The 18,061-nt window shown below is 58.7% G+C and carries 14 protein-coding genes and 6 pseudogenes; 12 read left to right on the forward strand and 8 right to left on the reverse strand.

Going from position 1 to position 18,061, the window contains the following annotated elements; all coding sequences use genetic code 11:
• Positions 1-7 precede the first annotated feature (7 nt).
• Positions 8-533: pseudogene (locus QFX16_RS18240) on the reverse strand (MFS transporter); the annotation flags it as partial.
• Here QFX16_RS18240 and QFX16_RS18245 point away from each other — a divergent pair.
• The 4 genes and pseudogenes from QFX16_RS18245 to QFX16_RS18260 form a co-directional block, all read left to right on the forward strand.
• A pseudogene (locus QFX16_RS18245) lies at positions 534-1,004 on the forward strand (CadC-family transcriptional regulator); the annotation flags it as partial.
• A gap of 65 nt (positions 1,005-1,069) precedes the next feature.
• On the forward strand, positions 1,070-1,564 hold the full coding sequence (locus QFX16_RS18250; RefSeq protein WP_283180800.1) for a PaaI family thioesterase: 495 nt from the start codon (positions 1,070-1,072) through the stop codon (positions 1,562-1,564).
• A gap of 202 nt (positions 1,565-1,766) precedes the next feature.
• Positions 1,767-2,765: an MBL fold metallo-hydrolase gene (locus QFX16_RS18255; RefSeq protein ID WP_283180801.1), complete on the forward strand. Its 999-nt coding sequence runs from the start codon at positions 1,767-1,769 to the stop codon at positions 2,763-2,765.
• A 30-nt stretch (positions 2,766-2,795) separates the two neighbouring features.
• Positions 2,796-3,683, forward strand: a complete 888-nt coding sequence (locus QFX16_RS18260; protein ID WP_283180802.1) for an alpha/beta hydrolase family protein — start codon at positions 2,796-2,798, stop codon at positions 3,681-3,683.
• Positions 3,684-3,836: 153 nt separating this feature from the next.
• Here QFX16_RS18260 and QFX16_RS18265 read toward each other — a convergent pair whose 3' ends face one another.
• Both QFX16_RS18265 and QFX16_RS18275 read right to left on the reverse strand, forming a co-directional pair.
• On the reverse strand, positions 3,837-4,145 hold the full coding sequence (locus QFX16_RS18265; protein ID WP_283184664.1) for a hypothetical protein: 309 nt from the start codon (positions 4,143-4,145) through the stop codon (positions 3,837-3,839).
• Positions 4,146-4,257: 112 nt separating this feature from the next.
• On the reverse strand, positions 4,258-5,931 hold the full coding sequence (locus QFX16_RS18275) for a tetratricopeptide repeat protein (protein WP_283180803.1): 1,674 nt from the start codon (positions 5,929-5,931) through the stop codon (positions 4,258-4,260).
• Positions 5,932-6,159: 228 nt separating this feature from the next.
• Here QFX16_RS18275 and QFX16_RS18280 point away from each other — a divergent pair.
• From QFX16_RS18280 to QFX16_RS18295, 4 genes and pseudogenes are all read left to right on the forward strand, one after another.
• A pseudogene (locus QFX16_RS18280) lies at positions 6,160-6,363 on the forward strand (phage infection protein); the annotation flags it as partial.
• 156 nt (positions 6,364-6,519) lie between these two features.
• Positions 6,520-7,092, forward strand: coding sequence for a chorismate mutase (locus tag QFX16_RS18285; RefSeq protein WP_283180804.1), 573 nt, complete (start codon positions 6,520-6,522; stop codon positions 7,090-7,092).
• Positions 7,093-7,241: 149 nt separating this feature from the next.
• A complete protein-coding gene (locus tag QFX16_RS18290; protein WP_283180805.1) occupies positions 7,242-7,670 on the forward strand; it encodes a nuclear transport factor 2 family protein in 429 nt (142 codons plus the stop codon).
• Positions 7,671-7,851: 181 nt separating this feature from the next.
• Complete coding sequence (locus QFX16_RS18295; protein ID WP_283180806.1) at positions 7,852-9,564, forward strand: amidase; 1,713 nt, start codon at positions 7,852-7,854, stop codon at positions 9,562-9,564.
• Between the two features lie 64 nt (positions 9,565-9,628).
• On the opposite strand, the gene QFX16_RS18300 is transcribed toward QFX16_RS18295, so the two are convergent.
• Together QFX16_RS18300 and QFX16_RS18305 are read right to left on the reverse strand one after the other, a co-directional pair.
• The gene (locus tag QFX16_RS18300; RefSeq protein ID WP_283180807.1) at positions 9,629-10,690 is read right to left on the reverse strand and encodes a sterol desaturase family protein; all 1,062 of its coding nucleotides are present in this window, start codon (positions 10,688-10,690) and stop codon (positions 9,629-9,631) included.
• A 96-nt stretch (positions 10,691-10,786) separates the two neighbouring features.
• Positions 10,787-11,176: a c-type cytochrome gene (locus QFX16_RS18305; protein ID WP_283180808.1), complete on the reverse strand. Its 390-nt coding sequence runs from the start codon at positions 11,174-11,176 to the stop codon at positions 10,787-10,789.
• A gap of 113 nt (positions 11,177-11,289) precedes the next feature.
• On the opposite strand from QFX16_RS18305, the gene QFX16_RS18310 reads away from it, so the two are divergent.
• On the forward strand, positions 11,290-11,592 hold the full coding sequence (locus tag QFX16_RS18310) for a DUF7693 family protein (protein ID WP_283180809.1): 303 nt from the start codon (positions 11,290-11,292) through the stop codon (positions 11,590-11,592).
• On the opposite strand, the gene solA is transcribed toward QFX16_RS18310, so the two are convergent.
• The 3 genes and pseudogenes from solA to QFX16_RS18325 form a co-directional block, all read right to left on the reverse strand.
• Positions 11,582-12,760 (reverse strand): N-methyl-L-tryptophan oxidase, encoded by a 1,179-nt coding sequence (gene solA / locus QFX16_RS18315; RefSeq protein ID WP_283180810.1) that lies wholly within the window; start codon positions 12,758-12,760, stop codon positions 11,582-11,584. The two genes, QFX16_RS18310 and solA, sit on opposite strands and share 11 nt — an antisense overlap.
• A 109-nt stretch (positions 12,761-12,869) precedes the next feature.
• Positions 12,870-13,888, reverse strand: a pseudogene (locus QFX16_RS18320) (enolase C-terminal domain-like protein).
• Positions 13,885-14,860: pseudogene (locus QFX16_RS18325) on the reverse strand (MFS transporter); the annotation flags it as partial. The pseudogenes QFX16_RS18325 and QFX16_RS18320, both read right to left, overlap by 4 nt.
• Between QFX16_RS18325 and QFX16_RS18330 the strand changes: the two are divergent.
• The 3 genes and pseudogenes from QFX16_RS18330 (at position 14,810) to cls (ending at position 18,002) form a co-directional block, all read left to right on the forward strand.
• A pseudogene (locus QFX16_RS18330) lies at positions 14,810-15,696 on the forward strand (LysR family transcriptional regulator). The pseudogenes QFX16_RS18325 and QFX16_RS18330 sit on opposite strands and share 51 nt — an antisense overlap.
• A 256-nt stretch (positions 15,697-15,952) precedes the next feature.
• Positions 15,953-16,513 (forward strand): lipid-binding SYLF domain-containing protein, encoded by a 561-nt coding sequence (locus tag QFX16_RS18335; protein ID WP_283180811.1) that lies wholly within the window; start codon positions 15,953-15,955, stop codon positions 16,511-16,513.
• Between the two features lie 193 nt (positions 16,514-16,706).
• Complete coding sequence (gene cls / locus QFX16_RS18340; RefSeq protein WP_283180812.1) at positions 16,707-18,002, forward strand: cardiolipin synthase; 1,296 nt, start codon at positions 16,707-16,709, stop codon at positions 18,000-18,002.
• Positions 18,003-18,061: the final 59 nt, after the last annotated feature.

Below are 18,061 nucleotides of genomic sequence, written 5' to 3' on the forward strand. Positions count from 1 at the left end.
TGAAGCCTCACGCTACGGTTCGCGCAGCGCGAACTTCGCGTATCGCGAGAGTCCGATCTTGATGCTTACCAGGATGGGGGCGGCGACAACAAAAAGCAGGACAACAACGATGAACGCTGTGTCGAAGGCAATCACAGTGGCCTGACCTGACACGCCCCGGCCCGGCCCAGGAGGCTCACCGCTGCCCGGCCGGCGGCCGCTGCATCCATCCCTTTCACCGACGGCATGGCTGTCGTGGTCGTCAGCCATTCGATGACCGCGGCCCCTTCCGGGGTGACGTTGGCACCGACGACCACGGCATTAGCGAAGACGTTATGGTCGATCAGTGTCTAGAGCCCTGCGACGCCCATCAGACCACCCAACTGGCGCCCCGTATTGAAGAGACCTATTTCGCAGGCGAGGTTTCGGCTGTTGAGGTCGCTGAAAGCGATCAGCGTGATCGATAGAAAGAGGAAGCCAAGGCCCAGACCGCGCAACAGGATGGCTGCCATCATGTCGTCCGTGCCGCTTTCGCTGGTCGAACCGGAGAGCATGGCGATGTCGATGGCGGCATTGCCCTGCTCGACAGGGCACGCCTGCTCAATCCCAACCTCGCCCCCGCTTGGTACCTGGGCGGAATGCTGCGTTCGCTGCGTGGTGAAACAGACGAAGCGATTGAGCATTTGACCCATGCCGTTCGCTTGAGTCCGCTGGATCCGGAAATGTTCAGGATGCAGGTCTGAATGGCGCTCGCGCATTTCTTCGCCAGGCGCTTCGACGCCGCTTCGGCCTGGGCGGAGAAGTCGCTGGGAAACCTGCCCACCCTCCTGCCCTCGGTTGCCCTGAAGGCGGCCAGTCATGCGCTCACCGGGAAAATGGACAAAGCGAAGCAGGCGATCCAGCGCCTGCACGATCTGGAACCATCGTTGCGCGTCTCCAACCTGAAGGACTGGCTGCCCATCCAACGGCCCGAGGATCTCGCGCGGTTCGCGGATGGACTGCGGCTGGTCGGGTTGCCCGAGTGACCGATGCCCGATTGCAGCGTTAAAATCCGACAGGTTTGGTTCACTTTTTTGAGGAGGATCACGGTATGTCCACGCTCGACATCTCCCTGCAAGACACCGCCGCACCTGAAGGTGTTTGTTACGGCTGTGGCAGTAGCAATCCGCACGGGCTTCACATCAAGAGCGCCTGGCATGAGGACGGCGTGCATGTCATGGCCGAACACGTGCCTGATGCCAAGTATTGCGGCTGGCCGGATCTGGTCTACGGCGGGCTTATAGCGATGCTGGTTGATTGCCATTCAAACTGGACGGCGATGGCTTATCACTACCGTACGGAACACCGTGAAGTCGGCAGCCTCCCCCGCATCAATTGCGTCACTGGCAACCTTGGCATCAAGTTCATCAAACCGACACCGATGGGTGTACCGCTGACCCTGCGTGCGAAAGTCGAAGGTGAAGTCGGACGCAAAACTCGCGTCATCTGCGAGGTCTACGCGGGGGATGTGCTCACGGCTATTGGAGACTCCATTTTTGTTCGCGTGGATACCGAGCAACTGGCAGCCGTTGCTCATAGTCGGTAGGTTGCCTCCACACAAGCTGCAGTCCTTCGCGACAGGCAGTAACCGGACTTAAGCGGTCGAAGCTGCATCGCATCGAGTACCGACTCATGCGCCCAGTGCTAATCTGCACTTTTGACTAATGGCTCGATCAATGCCTCATCTGACATCAGCAACGCAAGTAGATGTCCAACCTCCGTCCCACTTCACTAGATAGAGGTCAGTTATGCCCAGCAACTCCATTCGAGCATTGCTCACCACAATCTTGGTCACGGCCTCCTGCTTATCGGGCGCCGCCGAGTCCACAGCAGCGAAAAGTACAGGAGAGAACGATATGTCCCCCCCTTCGACATTGTCCTATGAAGTACTCGTTACTGACGGGGTAACTCGGGCGAGCGATAAACGCCTACCCAATGGTGATCGCATCGTTTCATCGCCGATCACCTCAACCCTGATCTTCGGGAAAACCGACGCTGTGCTGATCGATCCGCCAATGAGCCGAGAGCAAACACAAAAGGTCAGCGACTGGGTTGCGCAATCCGGTAAGCACTTGAAATACATCTACGTTACCCACGGACATGGCGATCACTGGTTCGGTACTGAAGAGATCCTAGAACGGTTCCCAGGGGCCACTGTATATGCCACCAAAGGCACGATCCGGCTTATGCACCAACAGGCCACTGTTGGACGCGAAAATGTATATGACAAAGACTTTCCCGGGCTCATTGGAAAGACCGATGTTATTGCTCAACCGATACCTGCTGAAGGCTTCACACTTGAGGGCAATACCATCCAGGCCATAGATGTCGGTCATACAGATACTGACGACACCACGGTGCTGTATGTGCCGTCCATGGGACTGGTGGTGGCCGGCGACGTTGCCTACAACGGTGTACACCAATATCTCCTCGAAGGCGGCAACGGAGGGCTCCAAGCTTGGGTCAAGGCGATCGACCAAGTAGAAGCTTTGAAACCGAGCATCGTTATTGCTGGGCACAAACAGAAAAGCCGTGCCGATGATCCAGTCATTCTGGAGCAGACACGCCAATACCTGTTGGATGCCATAGAACTACTCGCCGAGAAGGCGACCCCACGTGAGTTCTTCGACAAGATGATCGAACTCCACCCCGACCGCATCAATCAAGGACCGCTCTGGTACAGCGCTATCGGACTGCTCGGAGCGCCGACTGCATCTTCGGGCGATGCTCCCCTGCCCAAGAATTAAACCTTTACCCGTTTGGCTGAGGATCACCCGATGTCCACTTTTTTGACCCGCACATTACTTCTCGCTAGCCTGATTACAGCCCCGTATTTCGCGTTTGCAGCTGAGGAAAAAGTCACCTTCTCCGTTGAGGGAATGAACGTCGTCGGCACTCTGAACCTGCCTGACGGCGTTAAGAAGCCCCCAGTAATTCTGTTACTTCACAGTTTCGGGGGCAGTAGGGATGAGCACATCATTCCGGCCGTCAATGAAGGTATTTATGTCCGTGCCGCACGTCTTTGGGCCGAACAAGGCATTGCCAGCCTCCGTATCGATTACCGTTTTGATGGCGAAAGTGATGGCGCCAAGACCGACGGCACACTCGATACGGGTGTTGAGGATGGGCTGGCTGCGCTCGACTTTCTAGCCAGGTCCGGGCGCGTCGACGCCAGCCGCATGGCTCTTGTTGGATGGAGCATGGGCGGAGCAATTGGTGCTGCTGTAGCAGGACGGACCCCGCATAAACTCGACGCAGTCGCACTCTGGAACCCCGCGACCAATATGGGAGCCGCTTTCCCGCTGCTGTGGGGCTCCGAGAAGATCAAGGAAGCATTGCACAGCGGTGACACCCCCGTCGTACTGGCAATACCTGGTGGTGGCGAGATCAAGCTTAAATCCGCGTTCTTTATCGGCTTGATGACCCTCGATGCCGCCGCCGAGATCACCCATTACAAGGGGCCGCTGCTCGTCGCCGTCGGCACTAACGACGACATTGTTTTTCCACAGCCAACCCTCGGAAAAAGCTTTATTAGCCATCACCCTGGAAAACATGAATTGCTTGTCCGGCCCATGGATCACGCCTTCAACATGACCGAAGACGAGAAGCAGATCGACGAGCTGATTTCGACGACAGCTACCTTCGTCAAGAAACACATTCACTGATCCGGCATCCCCGACTATTTCAAGTTGCTTGAAGTGCGTCCCTTGCCGTTGACTAACGACTGGCAAGGGGCTTAGTCGCTGGAGCCGCATGACGTGACCGTGTTCGGCGAATGCGTGAGCGTCAACACGAAGACCACGCAACGGCATCTGGACTCAAACGTTGACCAGAATTTGATTGGCCAGACCAAACCAGCCCCACAATGCGACCGACGCGAGTGACGCGCCGATCCCGAGCGCCAACGTGGTGTGTGATTGCCCTTCGAACTGGGCGATGCTCTGGCCGTTGACCAGGAGCAAGCCGAGCACGGCCAGTGCAAAAGGCACTTGAAGCGAGCGCCAGGAAATCCCGCCGTGAAAATTTCCGCTTATGGCCAGCACGATGGGCACAAGCCCTAAAAAGGCCGGCGCAACGACGGGGCCAGCGTACGTGGCGGCGATGATGACGGCGCTGGTCAGCGCCATCGTATGACGCCATGCCGCACAGCTTGCCGTTGTAAAACAAGTTTGCGCGCACGCCGAACTGCGACAACAACGTAGACAAGCGATCCATAGGCAATCTCCGCGCTTTCGAGCATCACTGACAACACCCCGCCCCAACACGGCAAAAACACGAGGCCCTGATCTCCACATCCGCCCGGGCCATGGCCAGATCAAGGCGCGTCTGGGCAGCAGCAGCTTCGGCATCCAGACCCAGTCGTTTCAGACATTCCACATAGCCGTGCAGGCTCCACACATTGTCCAGATGCCACGAAGCACGGCTGAGGGTGTTTTCCAGTCCCAAATCGGCCCGATAGGCCTGCAACGCTTCTTCTACCCTGCCCTGCTCCAAAAGCAACGCGCCCAACGCATGTCTGACCGGTTGCATCCAACCCCATGGCTCGTCGTAAGGCAGGTTGTCGTCCAGAGACAGTGCCTGGCGCAAGTGGGCGAAGGCGTCGTCGTAATTGCCCTTACGGTACTCGATTTCCCCGCGCAGCATGCCTGCGGCAACCGCCAGAATGTCGGTGCATTTATTGTTGAAGAGGTAGCGTGTGTCCGGCACTCGGGTCCAGGCTTCGAGAAATAGACGCTGTTCGGCTTCTGCAGCGGCGATATACCCGGTGGCCGCATGCGCCACGCCTCTGGCGTAATGCAGCATCGCCGTGGTCACGCAGTACAGCGCCTGGTCGTTCGGCAGCGGCGTGGCGAGGATGTCCTGCCATTTACCGAAACGAATCTGCACGTGGACCTTCATCGACACGAAGCCTTCCAGCCAGTCGGCCATGGGCGGTTGCTCCACGCGCAGCAGTTCTTCCCTGATGGTCGACATCAGTTGATCGGCAGCTTCCAGGGCCGGTTGGTATTGCCCTAGGAACATCGCCGAATAGAGTTTGAAGTGGTAGTTGTGGCATCGATACAGGGTGTAAAAGTTCAGTGGCCCTTCCTGTTCCAGGTATTTGCTGTCGGCCAGAATCGCCCGGCTATTGGTGACCATGGCCCCGCGGTAATCACCGCAGAGCACGTCGATGTGCGACGGCATATGGCGCAAATGTCCCGCATCCGGCACAAGGTCACGCAGGACATCGCCGGCGCGCAATGCCCGTTCCGGGTAGGGCGACATTTCCAGGGTGTGGACGTACATGTGCAGCACGCCGGGGTGCGGCGCATCGCCGTGCTGCTCCATCCGCCGTAGCGCCCGTTCCAGTACGTCTACCGTTTCAAGCGTGTCAGCGCCCGGCGCCGGTTTACCTGTTTTCAGGTCCCACAATTGCCAGGGTGTACGGTCAATCATCGATTCGGCAAACAGCGCAACGACATCGGGATCTTCGGGAAAGGCGTTGTAGACATCACGCATGGACGCCGCATAGGCATCGTTCCAGGCGAAGAGTTGGTCGAGGCTGGTGGCCTGATCGGCCTGGTAGCGTTGCTCCAGCGTGCGGATCAGCGCCTGTTCCACCGGTGTTGCGCCGTCGATATGCGCCAGCGCGGTTTGCGTCGCCAGTCGGGCCTGGGCCACGGCTTCTTTCAACTCCTGTTCGATGAAGGCATCCCAACGCTTGTTGTAGTTGGGGCCCGAAGCGTAAGCGATGCCCCAGTAGGCCATCGCGCAATCGCGGTCGTGTTCGATCGCCTTGTGGAAACAGCGTATGGATTCGTCGTGGTTGTAGTCGTAGCACCATACCAAGCCACGATCGAACCAGCGCTGGGCCTGGGGCGAGTGGGTCGTCACCGGGCGGCTGTAGGTGCCCAAATCGTAATAGTCGTGCATCGGTTTATCCTCTCGACCAGAGCAGGGAACCTCGCAGGAAATCCTTGCGAGCCTCGACAGTTCAAGAGGTTCAGCATACCCCTGCGGTTCTGGCTGAGCGGTACAGCCGACGACAGGAGGATCATTGTTGACGTCGATAGTCACCATCAACTCAATGAAGTTCTCATAAAAAATCCGCGGCGTAACATCAGCTCCAGACCCAACAACTACACCCCGGAGCACACCATCATGAAACGCCAAATCCTCCTCAGCATCGCTTTCTCGGTTTTTGCAGTTAACGCTTTCGCCGCTACCTCTGCTCACCCGGTTGTCGCTGAAGGCGGCTCGGATCGTCTGATTGAGAGTCGTGTGGCTGAGGGTGGTTCGGATCGCTTGATCGAAAACCGCGTGGCTGAAGGTGGCTCCGATCGTCTGATCGAAAACCGCGCTGCATAAATGAATGGCTTTACCGAAGCACTCAACGAAAAGCCCGGCCTGACAAGCCGGGCTTTTTCGTGCACAAAATAAATCGATCCCTGCTTAATGCCTCCGCCGCACCTGTGATACATAACACCTGATTGTGAGTCCCGTACCCAATGAGGTTTGCCGATGCCCCGTTCCCCACATTTACCGCAACTGCTGATCTGCGCCGTCCTCGGTTTACTCGCCAGCAGCGCACAGGCCATTGCGCCCTCCCCGGCGCCCGATAGCTTGCAACCGCTGCTGGTAACGTTGAACGAACGCCTGAGCATTGCTGATCTTGTGGCGCTGACCAAGTGGGACAGTGGCAAACCGATCCAGGACAGTGCCCGGGAAGCGCAAGTCATCGCCAACGCCAGGAAGCTGGCCGTTGACCGCAAACTGGACCCGGATGAAGTAGCCGAATTGATCGCCGCACAGATTGAAGCCAACAAGCTGGTGCAGTACGGGCTGGTGGCCCAATGGCGAGCGGCTGGCAAGGCGCCTGACACGCCACGGCCAGACCTCGCCAATCAAATCCGGCCACAGCTCGATGAGCTGCAAAACCGCCTGTTGCAGCAATACGCCGCCTTCGCGCCTTATCGCAATGACCCGGAATGCGCGAACTGGCTAGCCAAAGAACGATCCAGCCTGATCAAGGACGGTCTGCATGGTCAGGCACTGATACGCGCCACCGGGGAGCTGTGTGTCGCTGATCAGTGACTGAGTAGCTTTAAAGCGGTCTCTAAAAAGAAGCCAGGCGTGATCAGCCGGGCTTCTTTTTTGTGAGCTACTTTTAGTGCATCCGCAGGGTCGCAAGACGATCCTGGCGGCACTTATTGAATGTCACACGGCAAACCATCGGAGTTGAAATGTCTGAACTGAAACTGCATCCCAAAGCCGCAGAATCCCTGAACCAGTGGCACGACATGATCAGCAAGAGAGACTTGAGCGCCTTGCCCGGTTTGTTGGACCCACAGGCGATATTCCGCTCCCCGATGGCTCACACGCCTTACCCGGGTGCAGCCGTGGTATCGATGATTCTCAACACGGTCATCGAGGTATTTGAGGATTTTGTCTACCACCGGGAACTGTCGACCGCAGACGGGTTGAGCGTCGTCCTGGAGTTCAGCGCCAACGTCGGCGGGAAAGCGTTAAAGGGCATCGACATGATCCGGTTCAATGAACAAGGAAAAATCGTTGAGTTTGAGGTGATGGTCCGTCCCTTGAGCGGCCTGCAAGCCTTGGGCGAGCAAATGGGACAACGCCTTGGCGCTTACCTGGCGGCCAGCAAAGCCTGAAGACGTTGCATCGCCTTGGGCGATGCCTCTGCTCCCGGCTTGGTGTTAAATAGAGCGCGAAAAGCAGCGCAACGAGAACACTGATGAATACCCATTTTGAGATTAGTGATGTCCCTGAGCCCAACATTCAGCGCGATGGCAACATTCATCGCGTCGTCCATCAGCAGACGGTGGTAACAGCATGATCGAGGTCACCGAAGTTTCCATTGCCGAACTGCGTGCTGCGCTCGAGTCAGGTCGAACCACTGCGGTTGAACTGGTCCAGGCCTATCTCGCCAGGATCGATGCCTACGACGGTCCCGACACGCCCACCGCCCTCAACGCGGTGGTGGTTCGAAACCCCGAGGCGCTGAACGAGGCGCAGGCGTCCGATACTCGCCGGGCCAAGGGCGAGACGCTGGGTCCGCTCGACGGCATTCCCTATACGGCCAAGGACAGTTATCTGGTGAAAGGGCTCACTGCTGCCTCGGGAAGTCCGGCCTTCGCGAACCTGATTGCTTATCGCGATGCGTTCACGATCGAACGGCTTCGCGCTGCTGGCGCGATCTGCCTGGGCAAGACCAACATGCCGCCCATGGCAAACGGCGGCATGCAGCGCGGGGTCTACGGCCGTGCAGAAAGCCCGTACAACGCTGACTATCTCACCGCTCCCTTCGCCTCGGGTTCATCGAACGGCGCCGGTACCGCAACTGCCGCCAGCTTCGCGGCATTTGGCCTCGCGGAAGAAACCTGGTCGAGCGGACGCGGTCCTGCATCGAACAATGGTCTGTGTGCCTACACACCTTCGCGCGGGGTGATTTCGGTGCGCGGCAACTGGCCGTTGACGCCGACGATGGACGTTGTCGTGCCGTTTGCCAGAACCATGGCCGACCTGCTCGAAGTGCTCGACGTGGTGGTGGCGGATGATCCCGACACCCGTGGCGATCTGTGGCGCATGCAACTGTGGGTGCCGATTCCAAGTGTCGCTTCAGTGCGTCCCGCTTCCTATGCCGAGTTGGCCGTGAAGTCCGATGCACTGGCAGGAAAGCGCTTTGGTGTTCCGCGCATGTACATCAATGCGGATCCCGAAGCGGGCACGAGCGACGCGCCTGGCATCGGTGGTCCGACGGGGCAGCGAATCATCACCCGTCCTTCCGTGATCGGGCTCTGGGAAGAGGCTCGCAAGGCACTGAAAGCTGCCGGTGCGGAAGTGATCGAAGTCGATTTCCCGCTGGTGTCTAATTGCGAGGGTGATCGCCCGGGTGCGCCGACCGTGTTTACGCGAGGCCTGGTGTCCAAAGAGTTCCTGCATCATGAATTGTGGGACCTGTCGGCCTGGGCGTTCGATGATTTTCTGCGGGCTAATGGCGATCCCAAGTTGAACCGCCTGGCCGATGTCGACGGACCGCTGATTTTCCCCCACGACCCGGGCACGCTCCCCAACCGGGAGGACGACCTTGCCGCTGGCATGGACGAGTACGTGAAGATGGCCGAGCGCGGCATCACACCGTGGGACCAGATCTCCACCGTTCCTGACGGACTGCGCGGACTTGAACTGACACGTCGAATCGATCTTGAGGACTGGATGGATCGGTTGGGGCTCGATGCGGTGCTGTTCCCGACGGTGGCCGACGTGGGTCCGGCGAATGCCGATGTCGATCCGAAGTCTGCGGATATCGCGTGGAGCAACGGCGTCTGGGTCGCCAACGGCAATCTTGCCATCCGGCACCTGGGAGTCCCCACGGTCACAGTGCCGATGGGCGTCATGCCGGACATCGGCATGCCCGTCGGGCTCACATTTGCCGGTCGTGCCTATGACGATTCGACGCTGCTGCGCCTGGCTTCGGCGTTCGAGTCGATCGGGACGAAACGATTGATCCCGCCTCGCACCCCACCCTTGCCGGTTAGCAAATAATAAGGGCGGGATTGGGGCGTTACACGCTCCAATCCCGCCCACTGATTGAACGTCGCCCCGGAATTCAGCGCCAACGTCGGCGGAAGAGTTTCAACGAGAGTTTTTCGGCAAAACGCGACGGCCATTCCATGGCACGCCTGGTGGGGATCTTGCGGGCGATGTCCACAAAGGGCGTGACGATCAGGCTATAGAGCGTCAGGTAACGGTCGTGATCCTGTTTGCCGGTGCCGAACTGAATGGGCTCGGGCGTCGAGTGTGTGACGTAGAGCGTACCGAACATCCAGTCCCAGAGTGACAGGTTGGTACCGAAATTCTTGTTGAAGTGTCGGGGCGCGTCACTGTGGTGAATCTGGTGCTGCGCCGGGCTGTTCAGCACATGCTCGACCACGGGCCCGAATGAAAGCCAGACATGGCTGTGACGCAAATTGGCCGCCAAGGCATTGAGGATCAGGACCATATACGTCACGCCGAACAAGGTGTACCGGCTGATCTCCCCGCCGCAGGCGTACCAGAAGACACCGGCAAAAGCGCCGAGGAAGACGGTGTCAGTCAGTTTTTCGACCATTTTCTCCACAAAGTGAATCCGGCTCGCCGTCGCCGGCACCAGGACGGGCGCGGAATGATGGACTTTGTGGAACGCCCACAGATACCGGGAATGAAAGGCGCGATGGCCCCAGTAATGGATGAAGTCTTGCACCAGAAACACGCCCAGCCCGTATAGCAAGGAAAGTAAGAGGTTCTCCCCCACCTGCGCGCGCGCCCCCCAAAGATTGTTGAAAAACGAGATGTAGTCGCCGGAACGCAGGACGTACGGATCGACCAGGCCAACAATGGGCAACACCAGCGCGACCTTCAGAATGGCCCGCACGAAGTAGTACCGGTAATCCAGCAACGCCGAGGGATGAAAATGAACCCGGTGCCCGCCGATGAACTGCCAGAAAGAACGTGCGTCGGTCAGCCCGCGATATTTTCTGAAGCGGTACAGGCTGTAGGCGATGCTGTAGGACACGCAGAGAAACACGATGCTGAAGCGGCCGTTCAGATCGAAAATGCCAAGAAACTGATCCGTGACAGGCTCGATCACCCACTTGATCAGGTAGTCATACAGAAACGCGAGAACATCCATGAACGGCTGCCCCTCCGTCAAAAGGGGGGATTGTAAATCAGATCAGAACCACCGAGTGCTCCGCGCCTCGCGAATGCCCTCTAAAGTCGCAAAGTCCTACTGCGGCTGAAACGTCTGAAGGTACGCCAACAGGTTGTCGATCTTCTCCGGGTCGCTGAGTCCCCAGAAAATCATGCGCGTGCCGGGCACCACTTCCTTTGGAGCTTCGAGGTATGCAGTCAGCGTTTCGCGGGTCCAGACGATGCCGGCTGATTTCATCGCATCGGAATACTGGTAATCCGTGGTGCTGCCCGAAGGGCGTCCAAAAATGCCATTGAGCTGCGGCCCGAATGAACCGCGTGCCGACTCCCCGACCTGATGGCAGCCGCCGCATATCCGCTTGAACAGTGTCGCACCCGCTTCAGCATCGCCGGCTGACTGTGCTTGCGTGCTCAATAATCCTGCATTGAACACTAGGGCGAAGGTGAGTACAGCGGCTTTCTTCATGTAGGGTTCCAGATCAGTAGGTGTTCACAGCACAAGCTCGCCGAGATTTCACCATGATCGTCTATCCTGTGCACCCCGATTCTACGCAAGCCACGAACTCACCGGAGACATCAGTGCCGCCCCTGACCGCCCGCGAGGTTTACCAGCAATTGCGCGACGCCGCGCTGGAAGTTCGGCTTCTAAAGCGCCTCGACGAACAACCCGAGCCCGGCCAGGTGCAGCTCGATATCGAGGGCTGGCGTCTGACCCTCGACTTCGACGGCAATCACTTGCGCCACTGCCAACGTTGCCAAAGCCCGGACGGTCGCGAGGGCGCGCTCGACAGTTGGCAACGTTACGGCACTGACCCGGTCAGTTTGCTCAGCACCTGGGAGCTGGCGCAGATCGAGCGCCTGAGCACTGCACTCACTCAATAACGCCCTCAAACCGCTTCAACGAAAACGCCGACAAATCCAGATCACTGCTGCCCCGCACGCACCACTGCGCCAGCGCCTCGCCCAGCGCAGCGGAATGCTTGAAGCCATGCCCCGAACAGGCGGACACCACCAGGGTATTTTTCAGTGTCGGGTGCTCGTCGATGATGAAATTGCCGTCCGGTGTGACGGTGTAAGCACACACCGCCGACTTGACGACCCGCGAGCTGACGCCCGCCATCTTGCCGCGCACATGGGTGTCGAACATTTCGCGTGCTTCGGCGTCGCTGACGGTTCTGTCCAGCGTGTCGGGTGAAGTCTCTTCGCTGTATTGCTCGGTGCCGACCTTCAGGTTGCCCTCGCCGGGCAGCGGTGGAAAACCATAGACAGAGTCTTCATCGCCTGGCCCGTGAGCGCAAATATAGGTCGGTGACACCGGCGCAAACCGGGCGTTCTCCTCCAGTTCGAACCAGAACAGCTTCTGACGACACACCCGCAGCAACCGGTCGAAAGGCTCGCCGAGCAAGCCCTTGGACCACATGCCGACGCTGATCACGACCTTGTCGGCGAGGATGGTTCGCTGATCGGTAATGACGGTGACGCCCTGCTCGTCCGAGGTGATTTGCATGACGGTTTCGCCCTTCAGCAGCGTCGCGCCCAGTTCCTCGGCGAGTTTGAGCTGTACCGCAATGCAACGCTCGGGCCGGACATAACCGCCGCCCGGTTCGAAATAGCCGACTGCCGTGTCCAGCACCGGTGAAAACTGCGGAAAACGCTCGCGAATCTGTCCCGCCGACAACACCTCGTGCTCAATGCCATAGGTGTTCGCGAGATGAAGGGTGCTGTGGGTGAAGTCACTTTCATCGTCAGCGTCATACGTGGGGCTGGAGGTCATGACCAGCACCCCACACTGCTCGAACAATGACTCACCGGACAGCGCTTCGAGCTCGCGCCAGATTTTGTGGGAGTTGCGGACGATGGGCAGATACTCGGCGCCTTCCCCGACCGAGAGCCGGGTGATGCGCGTATCGCCATGGCTGGAACCTTGATCGTGGGGAGGATGATGGCGGTCGATACCCACCACCTTGACGCCGGATTTCGCCAGTTGATACAGGGTGGCAGCGCCCATTGCGCCCATGCCGAGAACCGCTACTTCACACCGATGATCCATCTATGCCCCCGCCGAAACCGACTCGTTGAAAAGCCACCAGCATAGGCCAAGGATTGCTCCTTTGGGTTGCCAGGGCTTTTCAGTACTCCCGGGGGCACAGCTCACGTGATCAGAAACGCGGTTTGACCGCCTTCCACTCCGGCTTGTAACGCTGCATCTGCTCACGTCATCGCGCTGTCGAATGCCGCAGGTCAGGTACTGGTCGTGCAGCTTGCCCAATTGATCGTGATCCAGTTCCAGGCCCAATCCGGGCGCGCGGGTGATCTTCACGCTGTTCAAAGCAATACTGCGGCGGAACTCATCGAAGTCGGTGACCACCATGTTGGTCGCCAGGGGCAGGCCGGTGCGTTTGTGCAGTTCGGACATACCGTCGAGGCCCGGCGTCGGGTCTTCGTAATATTGCAGGTCATCGCCCAACAGCTCGGCCATGCGAATCGAAGTTTCCAGCGACCAGTTGCCGTTCGGGTCGATGCGCAACGGGTAACCGGGGAAAGCCTTTTTCAGCGCCTTGATGCACGACACTTCGTGCTCCGGTGGCAGCGTGCCGGCCTTAAGCTTGATGCTCTTGAAACCGTTGGCCTCGATCATGCGCCGCGCCTGGGCGACGATCTGTACTTCGTTCAGCGCTTCACCCCAACTGTCGGGTTTGTAGGGTGAGTCGACATGCTGGGCGTACTTGAAGAACAGGTAGGCACTGAACGGAATCTCGTCGCGAATCGCCCCGCCCGGCAAGTCCACCAATGGCACGTTCAACGAGTGCGCCTGCAAATCCAGGAACGCCACTTCGAACGCCGAATACGCATTGCTCACCGCTTTGCTGGCGTGGGAGCCGGGCGCCAGTTCCGCACCGGCAATACTCGCCGGTTTGTTCGCCGCCGCTGTGGCCTGCACGATGCGGCGCAGTTGATTGAGGTTGAACGGGGCGAGGCCGATCAACTGGTCTTGCAGTTGCTGCTGGATCAACAGCGCCGGGGCGTCGCCGTAGCTTTCACCCAGGCCAATGTAGCCGTTGTCGCTTTCAATCTCGATGATCGAGCGCAGCGCAAAAGGTTCGTGGATACCACTGGCATTCAGCAGCGGCGGATCACGGAAAGCGATTGGGGTGACGGTGACTCGTTTGATTTTCAAGAAACTGCTCCCTTTGAACCTGAACTCAAGGCTTGATGACTGATGGATTTTTCAGGCGTTGCGACGTCGCCGCACGGTGCCGTAGGGGCAAAAAAGATCACCACGGCTGCGACTAGCGAAGTGGCCGCCAGGCCGTACAACCCGCCTTCGATGGAGCCGGTTTTTTTGCTCAAGGAAACCGAACGGCGTCGGGGCGGCGAAACCGCCGAGGTTGCCGATGGAATTGATCAAGGCGATCACCGCGGCGGCGATGCGAGCGTCCAGATAGCCTTGCGGAATCGGCCAGAACAATGCCGAGGCGGCCATGAAGCCAATGGCGGCAAAACAGATGGCGACGAAGGCGAAGATCGGCCCGCCAGTGGTGGACATGAACATGCCGAACGCGGCGATCACCAGGGTCAAGGCCACCCAGGCTTGCTGGTGCTTCCATTTGCTGGCCATGGCGGCGAAGCCATACATCGCGATGATCGAAATGATCCACGGAATCGAGTTGAACAGGCCCACCTGGAAGTCGCCGAGGTTGCCCATTTTCTTGATCATGCTTGGCAGCCAGAACGTGGCGCCGTAGATGGTCAGGGCGATGGAAAAGTAGATGAAGCAGAACAGCGCGATTTGCTTGTCGGCCAGCAGTTTGAACATCGACGGCTTGACTGTCTGTGTGGCTTCGCGGGCTTGTTGTTCCAGCGCGATGGCGTCAACCAGTGCGCCCTTTTCTTCGGCGCTCAGCCATTTCGCCTCGCGCGGATGAGATTGCAACCAGAACCACACAAACCCACAGAGCATGATCGAGGCAATGGCCGAACCGCGGAGGAAAATCGCCATGGCTTTGCCACTTTCGGTCGATGGCACCCATTGGGTGAAGTAGTAAATGATGCATGGGAAAAACCCTGCTTCGGCTGCACCGAGGACAAAACGCAGTACATAGAAGCTGGTTTCGCCGCGTACAAACGCCATGGCCATCGCCGCCGCGCCGCCGAACGGTTGAACAGACTCAACCGCCTCTCAGTCGACAGATTCAACTGCTGGAACATTACCTGGGCGTGGAGCTGTTCAACCGCACCACCCGCAGCGTCGCCCTGACCGCCGCCGGCCGCGCCTTCTTCATCGAAGCGCAGAACCTGCTGGAGCGCGCCCAGCAAGCCGCCGTCACCGCCCGCCGTTTTGCCGAGAGCGACATCGGCTCGGTCAACATCAGCTTCGTCGGCAGCGCGGTGTATGAATTCCTGCCCAAGGTCATCGCTGAAGCACGGCTCAAACAGCCGCATGTGAAAATCGACCTGACGGAGATGAACACCTACCAGCAGCATGAAGCCTTGCGTGCGCGGCGTATCGATCTGGGCATTGTTCGCGCGCCTTTGCTGGAGCCGGGATACGCCACCGAATGCCTGGTGCGCGAGCCGTTCGTACTGGCCGCCCCCAGCCACCATCGGCTGGCGAGTGCAGAAACCGTCTCGGTCAAAGACCTCGATGCGCAACCGTTCCTGATGTACGCCCACGCCGCCTACCCGCCGTTCAACGAACTGCTGACCGGCATGCTCCGCTCTGCCCGCGTCGCCCCGGAATACGTGCAATGGCTCGGTTCATCCTTGACCATCCTGGCCTTGGTCAACGCCGGAATGGGCCTGGCCCTGGTGCCTCGCTGCGCCACCAGCGTGGTGTTCAAGAACGTAGTGTTTCGCGATATCGATTTGGGCGAAGGTGTGCAGAGCGAGCTGCATTTGATCTGGCGCGAGAACAATGACAACCCGGCATTTGCGATGCTGTTGGAGGGCATTCGAAGGGCTGTGCGCGAGGGATGGGGCGTTTGAGTCTGTCGTGGCCTGGCGTTTCTTTGGGCTCATCGACCTCTTTGCCTCTGACGACGAACCCGGCCGTTGCACAGTGGTCCAAACATCTGACGGCATCGCGACTGATCAAAGGCCTTGTGCCTGCTTCATTCAAGAGCGAAGCTTTGCAATTCACACACATCAGGGTGCGCCGGATAACGTTCAGTAGGTTCGGATCCTGTCTGGTGCAGGTGCTGACTGCTGCTCCCATCCCCTGCTCCCTTACCGGAGTACGAAAATGACTCAGTCAATGCGCTTCTTCCTTTCGATCTTCCTCGCCACAGCATCGTTGGCATCAGCGAGCCTCCTGAACAATGCAGGTGCGGCAACCGCCGAGGACCTGAATGCCGACTCCCGGCAAGCGTTGCAAACGCTTTACAAGACCACCCCATCTGCCAAAACCATTTCGCAGAATGCCAAAGCGGTGCTGGTCTTTCCGAAAATCATCAAGGCCGGCCTTGTGTTTGGTGGCAGCTATGGCGAAGGCGTGCTGATGAAAGGCTCGCAAGTAGAGAATTATTACAACTCCGTAACCGGGTCCTGGGGACTGCAGGCAGGCGCCCAATCGTACGGTTATGCAGTGTTCCTGATGACCGACAAAGCCGTAAATTATGTTCGTGAGACCAAGGGTTGGGAAGTCGGCGTAGGACCCACCGTTGTATTGGTTGATGACGGGGTGGCGAAGAATCTGTCCAGCACGACAGTGAAGGACGATGCCTACGCGTTCATTTTCGACCAGCAGGGGTTAATGGCCGGGATCAGTATCGAGGGCACGAAGATTTCCCTGATCAAGCGCTGAAAACCGTCCATCAAGGCGCCTTGCGTAGTCCGCAAGACGCCCGGACAGAGCGCTATCACCGTCCTCACCAAGAGGGGGCCTAATGAATCTTCTAACCCGATGTAAGGGTGCATGTATTGCTCTGGTGCTATGCGTGGCTGTATTCCTGACATTTGTGATTGGCTCCAGTGCTTTGCCGAGGATAGTGCCGGACATGGCTCACGCGCCCTCTGCGCCGGTGCAACTCGACGGGATAAACGGACCTCTGTCAGCCGAGCGCAGCAAAGCCATTCTCGACCGACTCAAGTCCACCGGCGCACAGACCAACATCTTCGATGTGCACCTCGCAATCGAAGAGTCCATCTCCGGTAGCCCGCTAACGGAAGGAAACAAGGTCGACTTGCTGCAGGACGGTCCCACCACCTACCAGTCGATGATCAAAGCCATTGAAGCTGCGCGCGACCACATCAACATGGAGACCTACATCCTCGACGATGATGAAGTCGGTCAGCGTTTCGCCGCCGCACTGATCGCTCAGCAACACAAAGGCGTACAGGTCAATCTGATCCGTGACAGCGTCGGAACCCTTGGAACACCCTCAGCGTTTTTCTCTCGATTGACCGATGCGGGCATCAAAGTGCTGGAGTACAACCCTATCAATCCAGTGACGGCCAAAGCGGGCTGGGACGTGAACCAGCGCGACCACCGAAAGCTGCTGATAGTGGACGGCCGTATAGCCTTTCTCGGCGGGATCAACATCAGCAGCGTCTATTCGGGGGGCTCGTTCAGCTCACACTCGAAGACTCGCCCAACGGGTGATTTGCCCTGGCGCGATACCGACTTGCGCATTGAGGGGCCCGTGGTTGCGGACTTGCAGAAGCTGTTCATCGGAACATGGACGACCCAGAAAGGTGAACCACTCGCACCTCGCCACTACTTTCCGCCGCTGGAGCGCAAAGGCACCGAGGTGATTCGCGCCATCGGCAGCTCCCCAGATGAGCCGTTCAGCCAGATCTATGCGACGTTGATTTCGGCGCTGCATAGCGCGCAGACCGAGATATGGCTGACTAACGCCTACTTTGTGCCCGATCCGCAGTTGTTGGCGGCACTCAAGGAGGCGGCAGCACGTGGCGTCGACGTCAAGCTGGTGTTGCCCAGTAGCACCGATTCGTGGCTGGTGTTCCATGCCGGACGCGCCTACTACAGCGAGCTGCTGGAGGCCAACGTCAAACTTTACGAACGCCGTGACGCGCTACTCCACGTCAAGACTGCCGTCATCGATGGCGTGTGGTCGAGTGTCGGCTCCACCAACCTCGACTGGCGCAGCTTCCTGCACAACGATGAAGTCAACGTCGTTGTGCTGGGCACCGGATTTGCAAAAAAGATGCAGGCGGCATTCATGGCTGATCTGGCCAAATCGAGCGAAATCAAGCTGGAAAAGTGGCAGCGCCGCTCGCTCGCTTTGAGAGCCAAGGAGCAGATGGGGCGACTCTGGGAATACTGGCTATAAGTCGAGTGGCGCGGGAACTGTGCTGCTTGATGGAAGTGGGAGCAAAGGTGCACTACCTT

Origin of the sequence: Pseudomonas svalbardensis (genome assembly GCF_030053115.1) — a bacterium.
GTDB lineage: Bacteria > Pseudomonadota > Gammaproteobacteria > Pseudomonadales > Pseudomonadaceae > Aquipseudomonas > Aquipseudomonas svalbardensis.

Coding starts and splice junctions, on each gene's coding strand:
- QFX16_RS18260 (WP_283180802.1), top strand. CDS start 2,796: ATGTCCACTTTTTTGACCCGCACATTACTTCTCGCTAGCCTGATTACA.
- QFX16_RS18275 (WP_283180803.1), bottom strand. CDS start 5,931: ATGCACGACTATTACGATTTGGGCACCTACAGCCGCCCGGTGACGACC.
- QFX16_RS18305 (WP_283180808.1), bottom strand. CDS start 11,176: ATGAAGAAAGCCGCTGTACTCACCTTCGCCCTAGTGTTCAATGCAGGA.
- QFX16_RS18285 (WP_283180804.1), top strand. CDS start 6,520: ATGCCCCGTTCCCCACATTTACCGCAACTGCTGATCTGCGCCGTCCTC.
- QFX16_RS18295 (WP_283180806.1), top strand. CDS start 7,852: ATGATCGAGGTCACCGAAGTTTCCATTGCCGAACTGCGTGCTGCGCTC.
- QFX16_RS18300 (WP_283180807.1), bottom strand. CDS start 10,690: ATGGATGTTCTCGCGTTTCTGTATGACTACCTGATCAAGTGGGTGATC.
- QFX16_RS18265 (WP_283184664.1), bottom strand. CDS start 4,145: ATGGCGCTGACCAGCGCCGTCATCATCGCCGCCACGTACGCTGGCCCC.
- QFX16_RS18250 (WP_283180800.1), top strand. CDS start 1,070: ATGTCCACGCTCGACATCTCCCTGCAAGACACCGCCGCACCTGAAGGT.
- QFX16_RS18335 (WP_283180811.1), top strand. CDS start 15,953: ATGACTCAGTCAATGCGCTTCTTCCTTTCGATCTTCCTCGCCACAGCA.
- cls (WP_283180812.1), top strand. CDS start 16,707: ATGGCTCACGCGCCCTCTGCGCCGGTGCAACTCGACGGGATAAACGGA.
- QFX16_RS18255 (WP_283180801.1), top strand. CDS start 1,767: ATGCCCAGCAACTCCATTCGAGCATTGCTCACCACAATCTTGGTCACG.
- QFX16_RS18290 (WP_283180805.1), top strand. CDS start 7,242: ATGTCTGAACTGAAACTGCATCCCAAAGCCGCAGAATCCCTGAACCAG.
- solA (WP_283180810.1), bottom strand. CDS start 12,760: ATGGATCATCGGTGTGAAGTAGCGGTTCTCGGCATGGGCGCAATGGGC.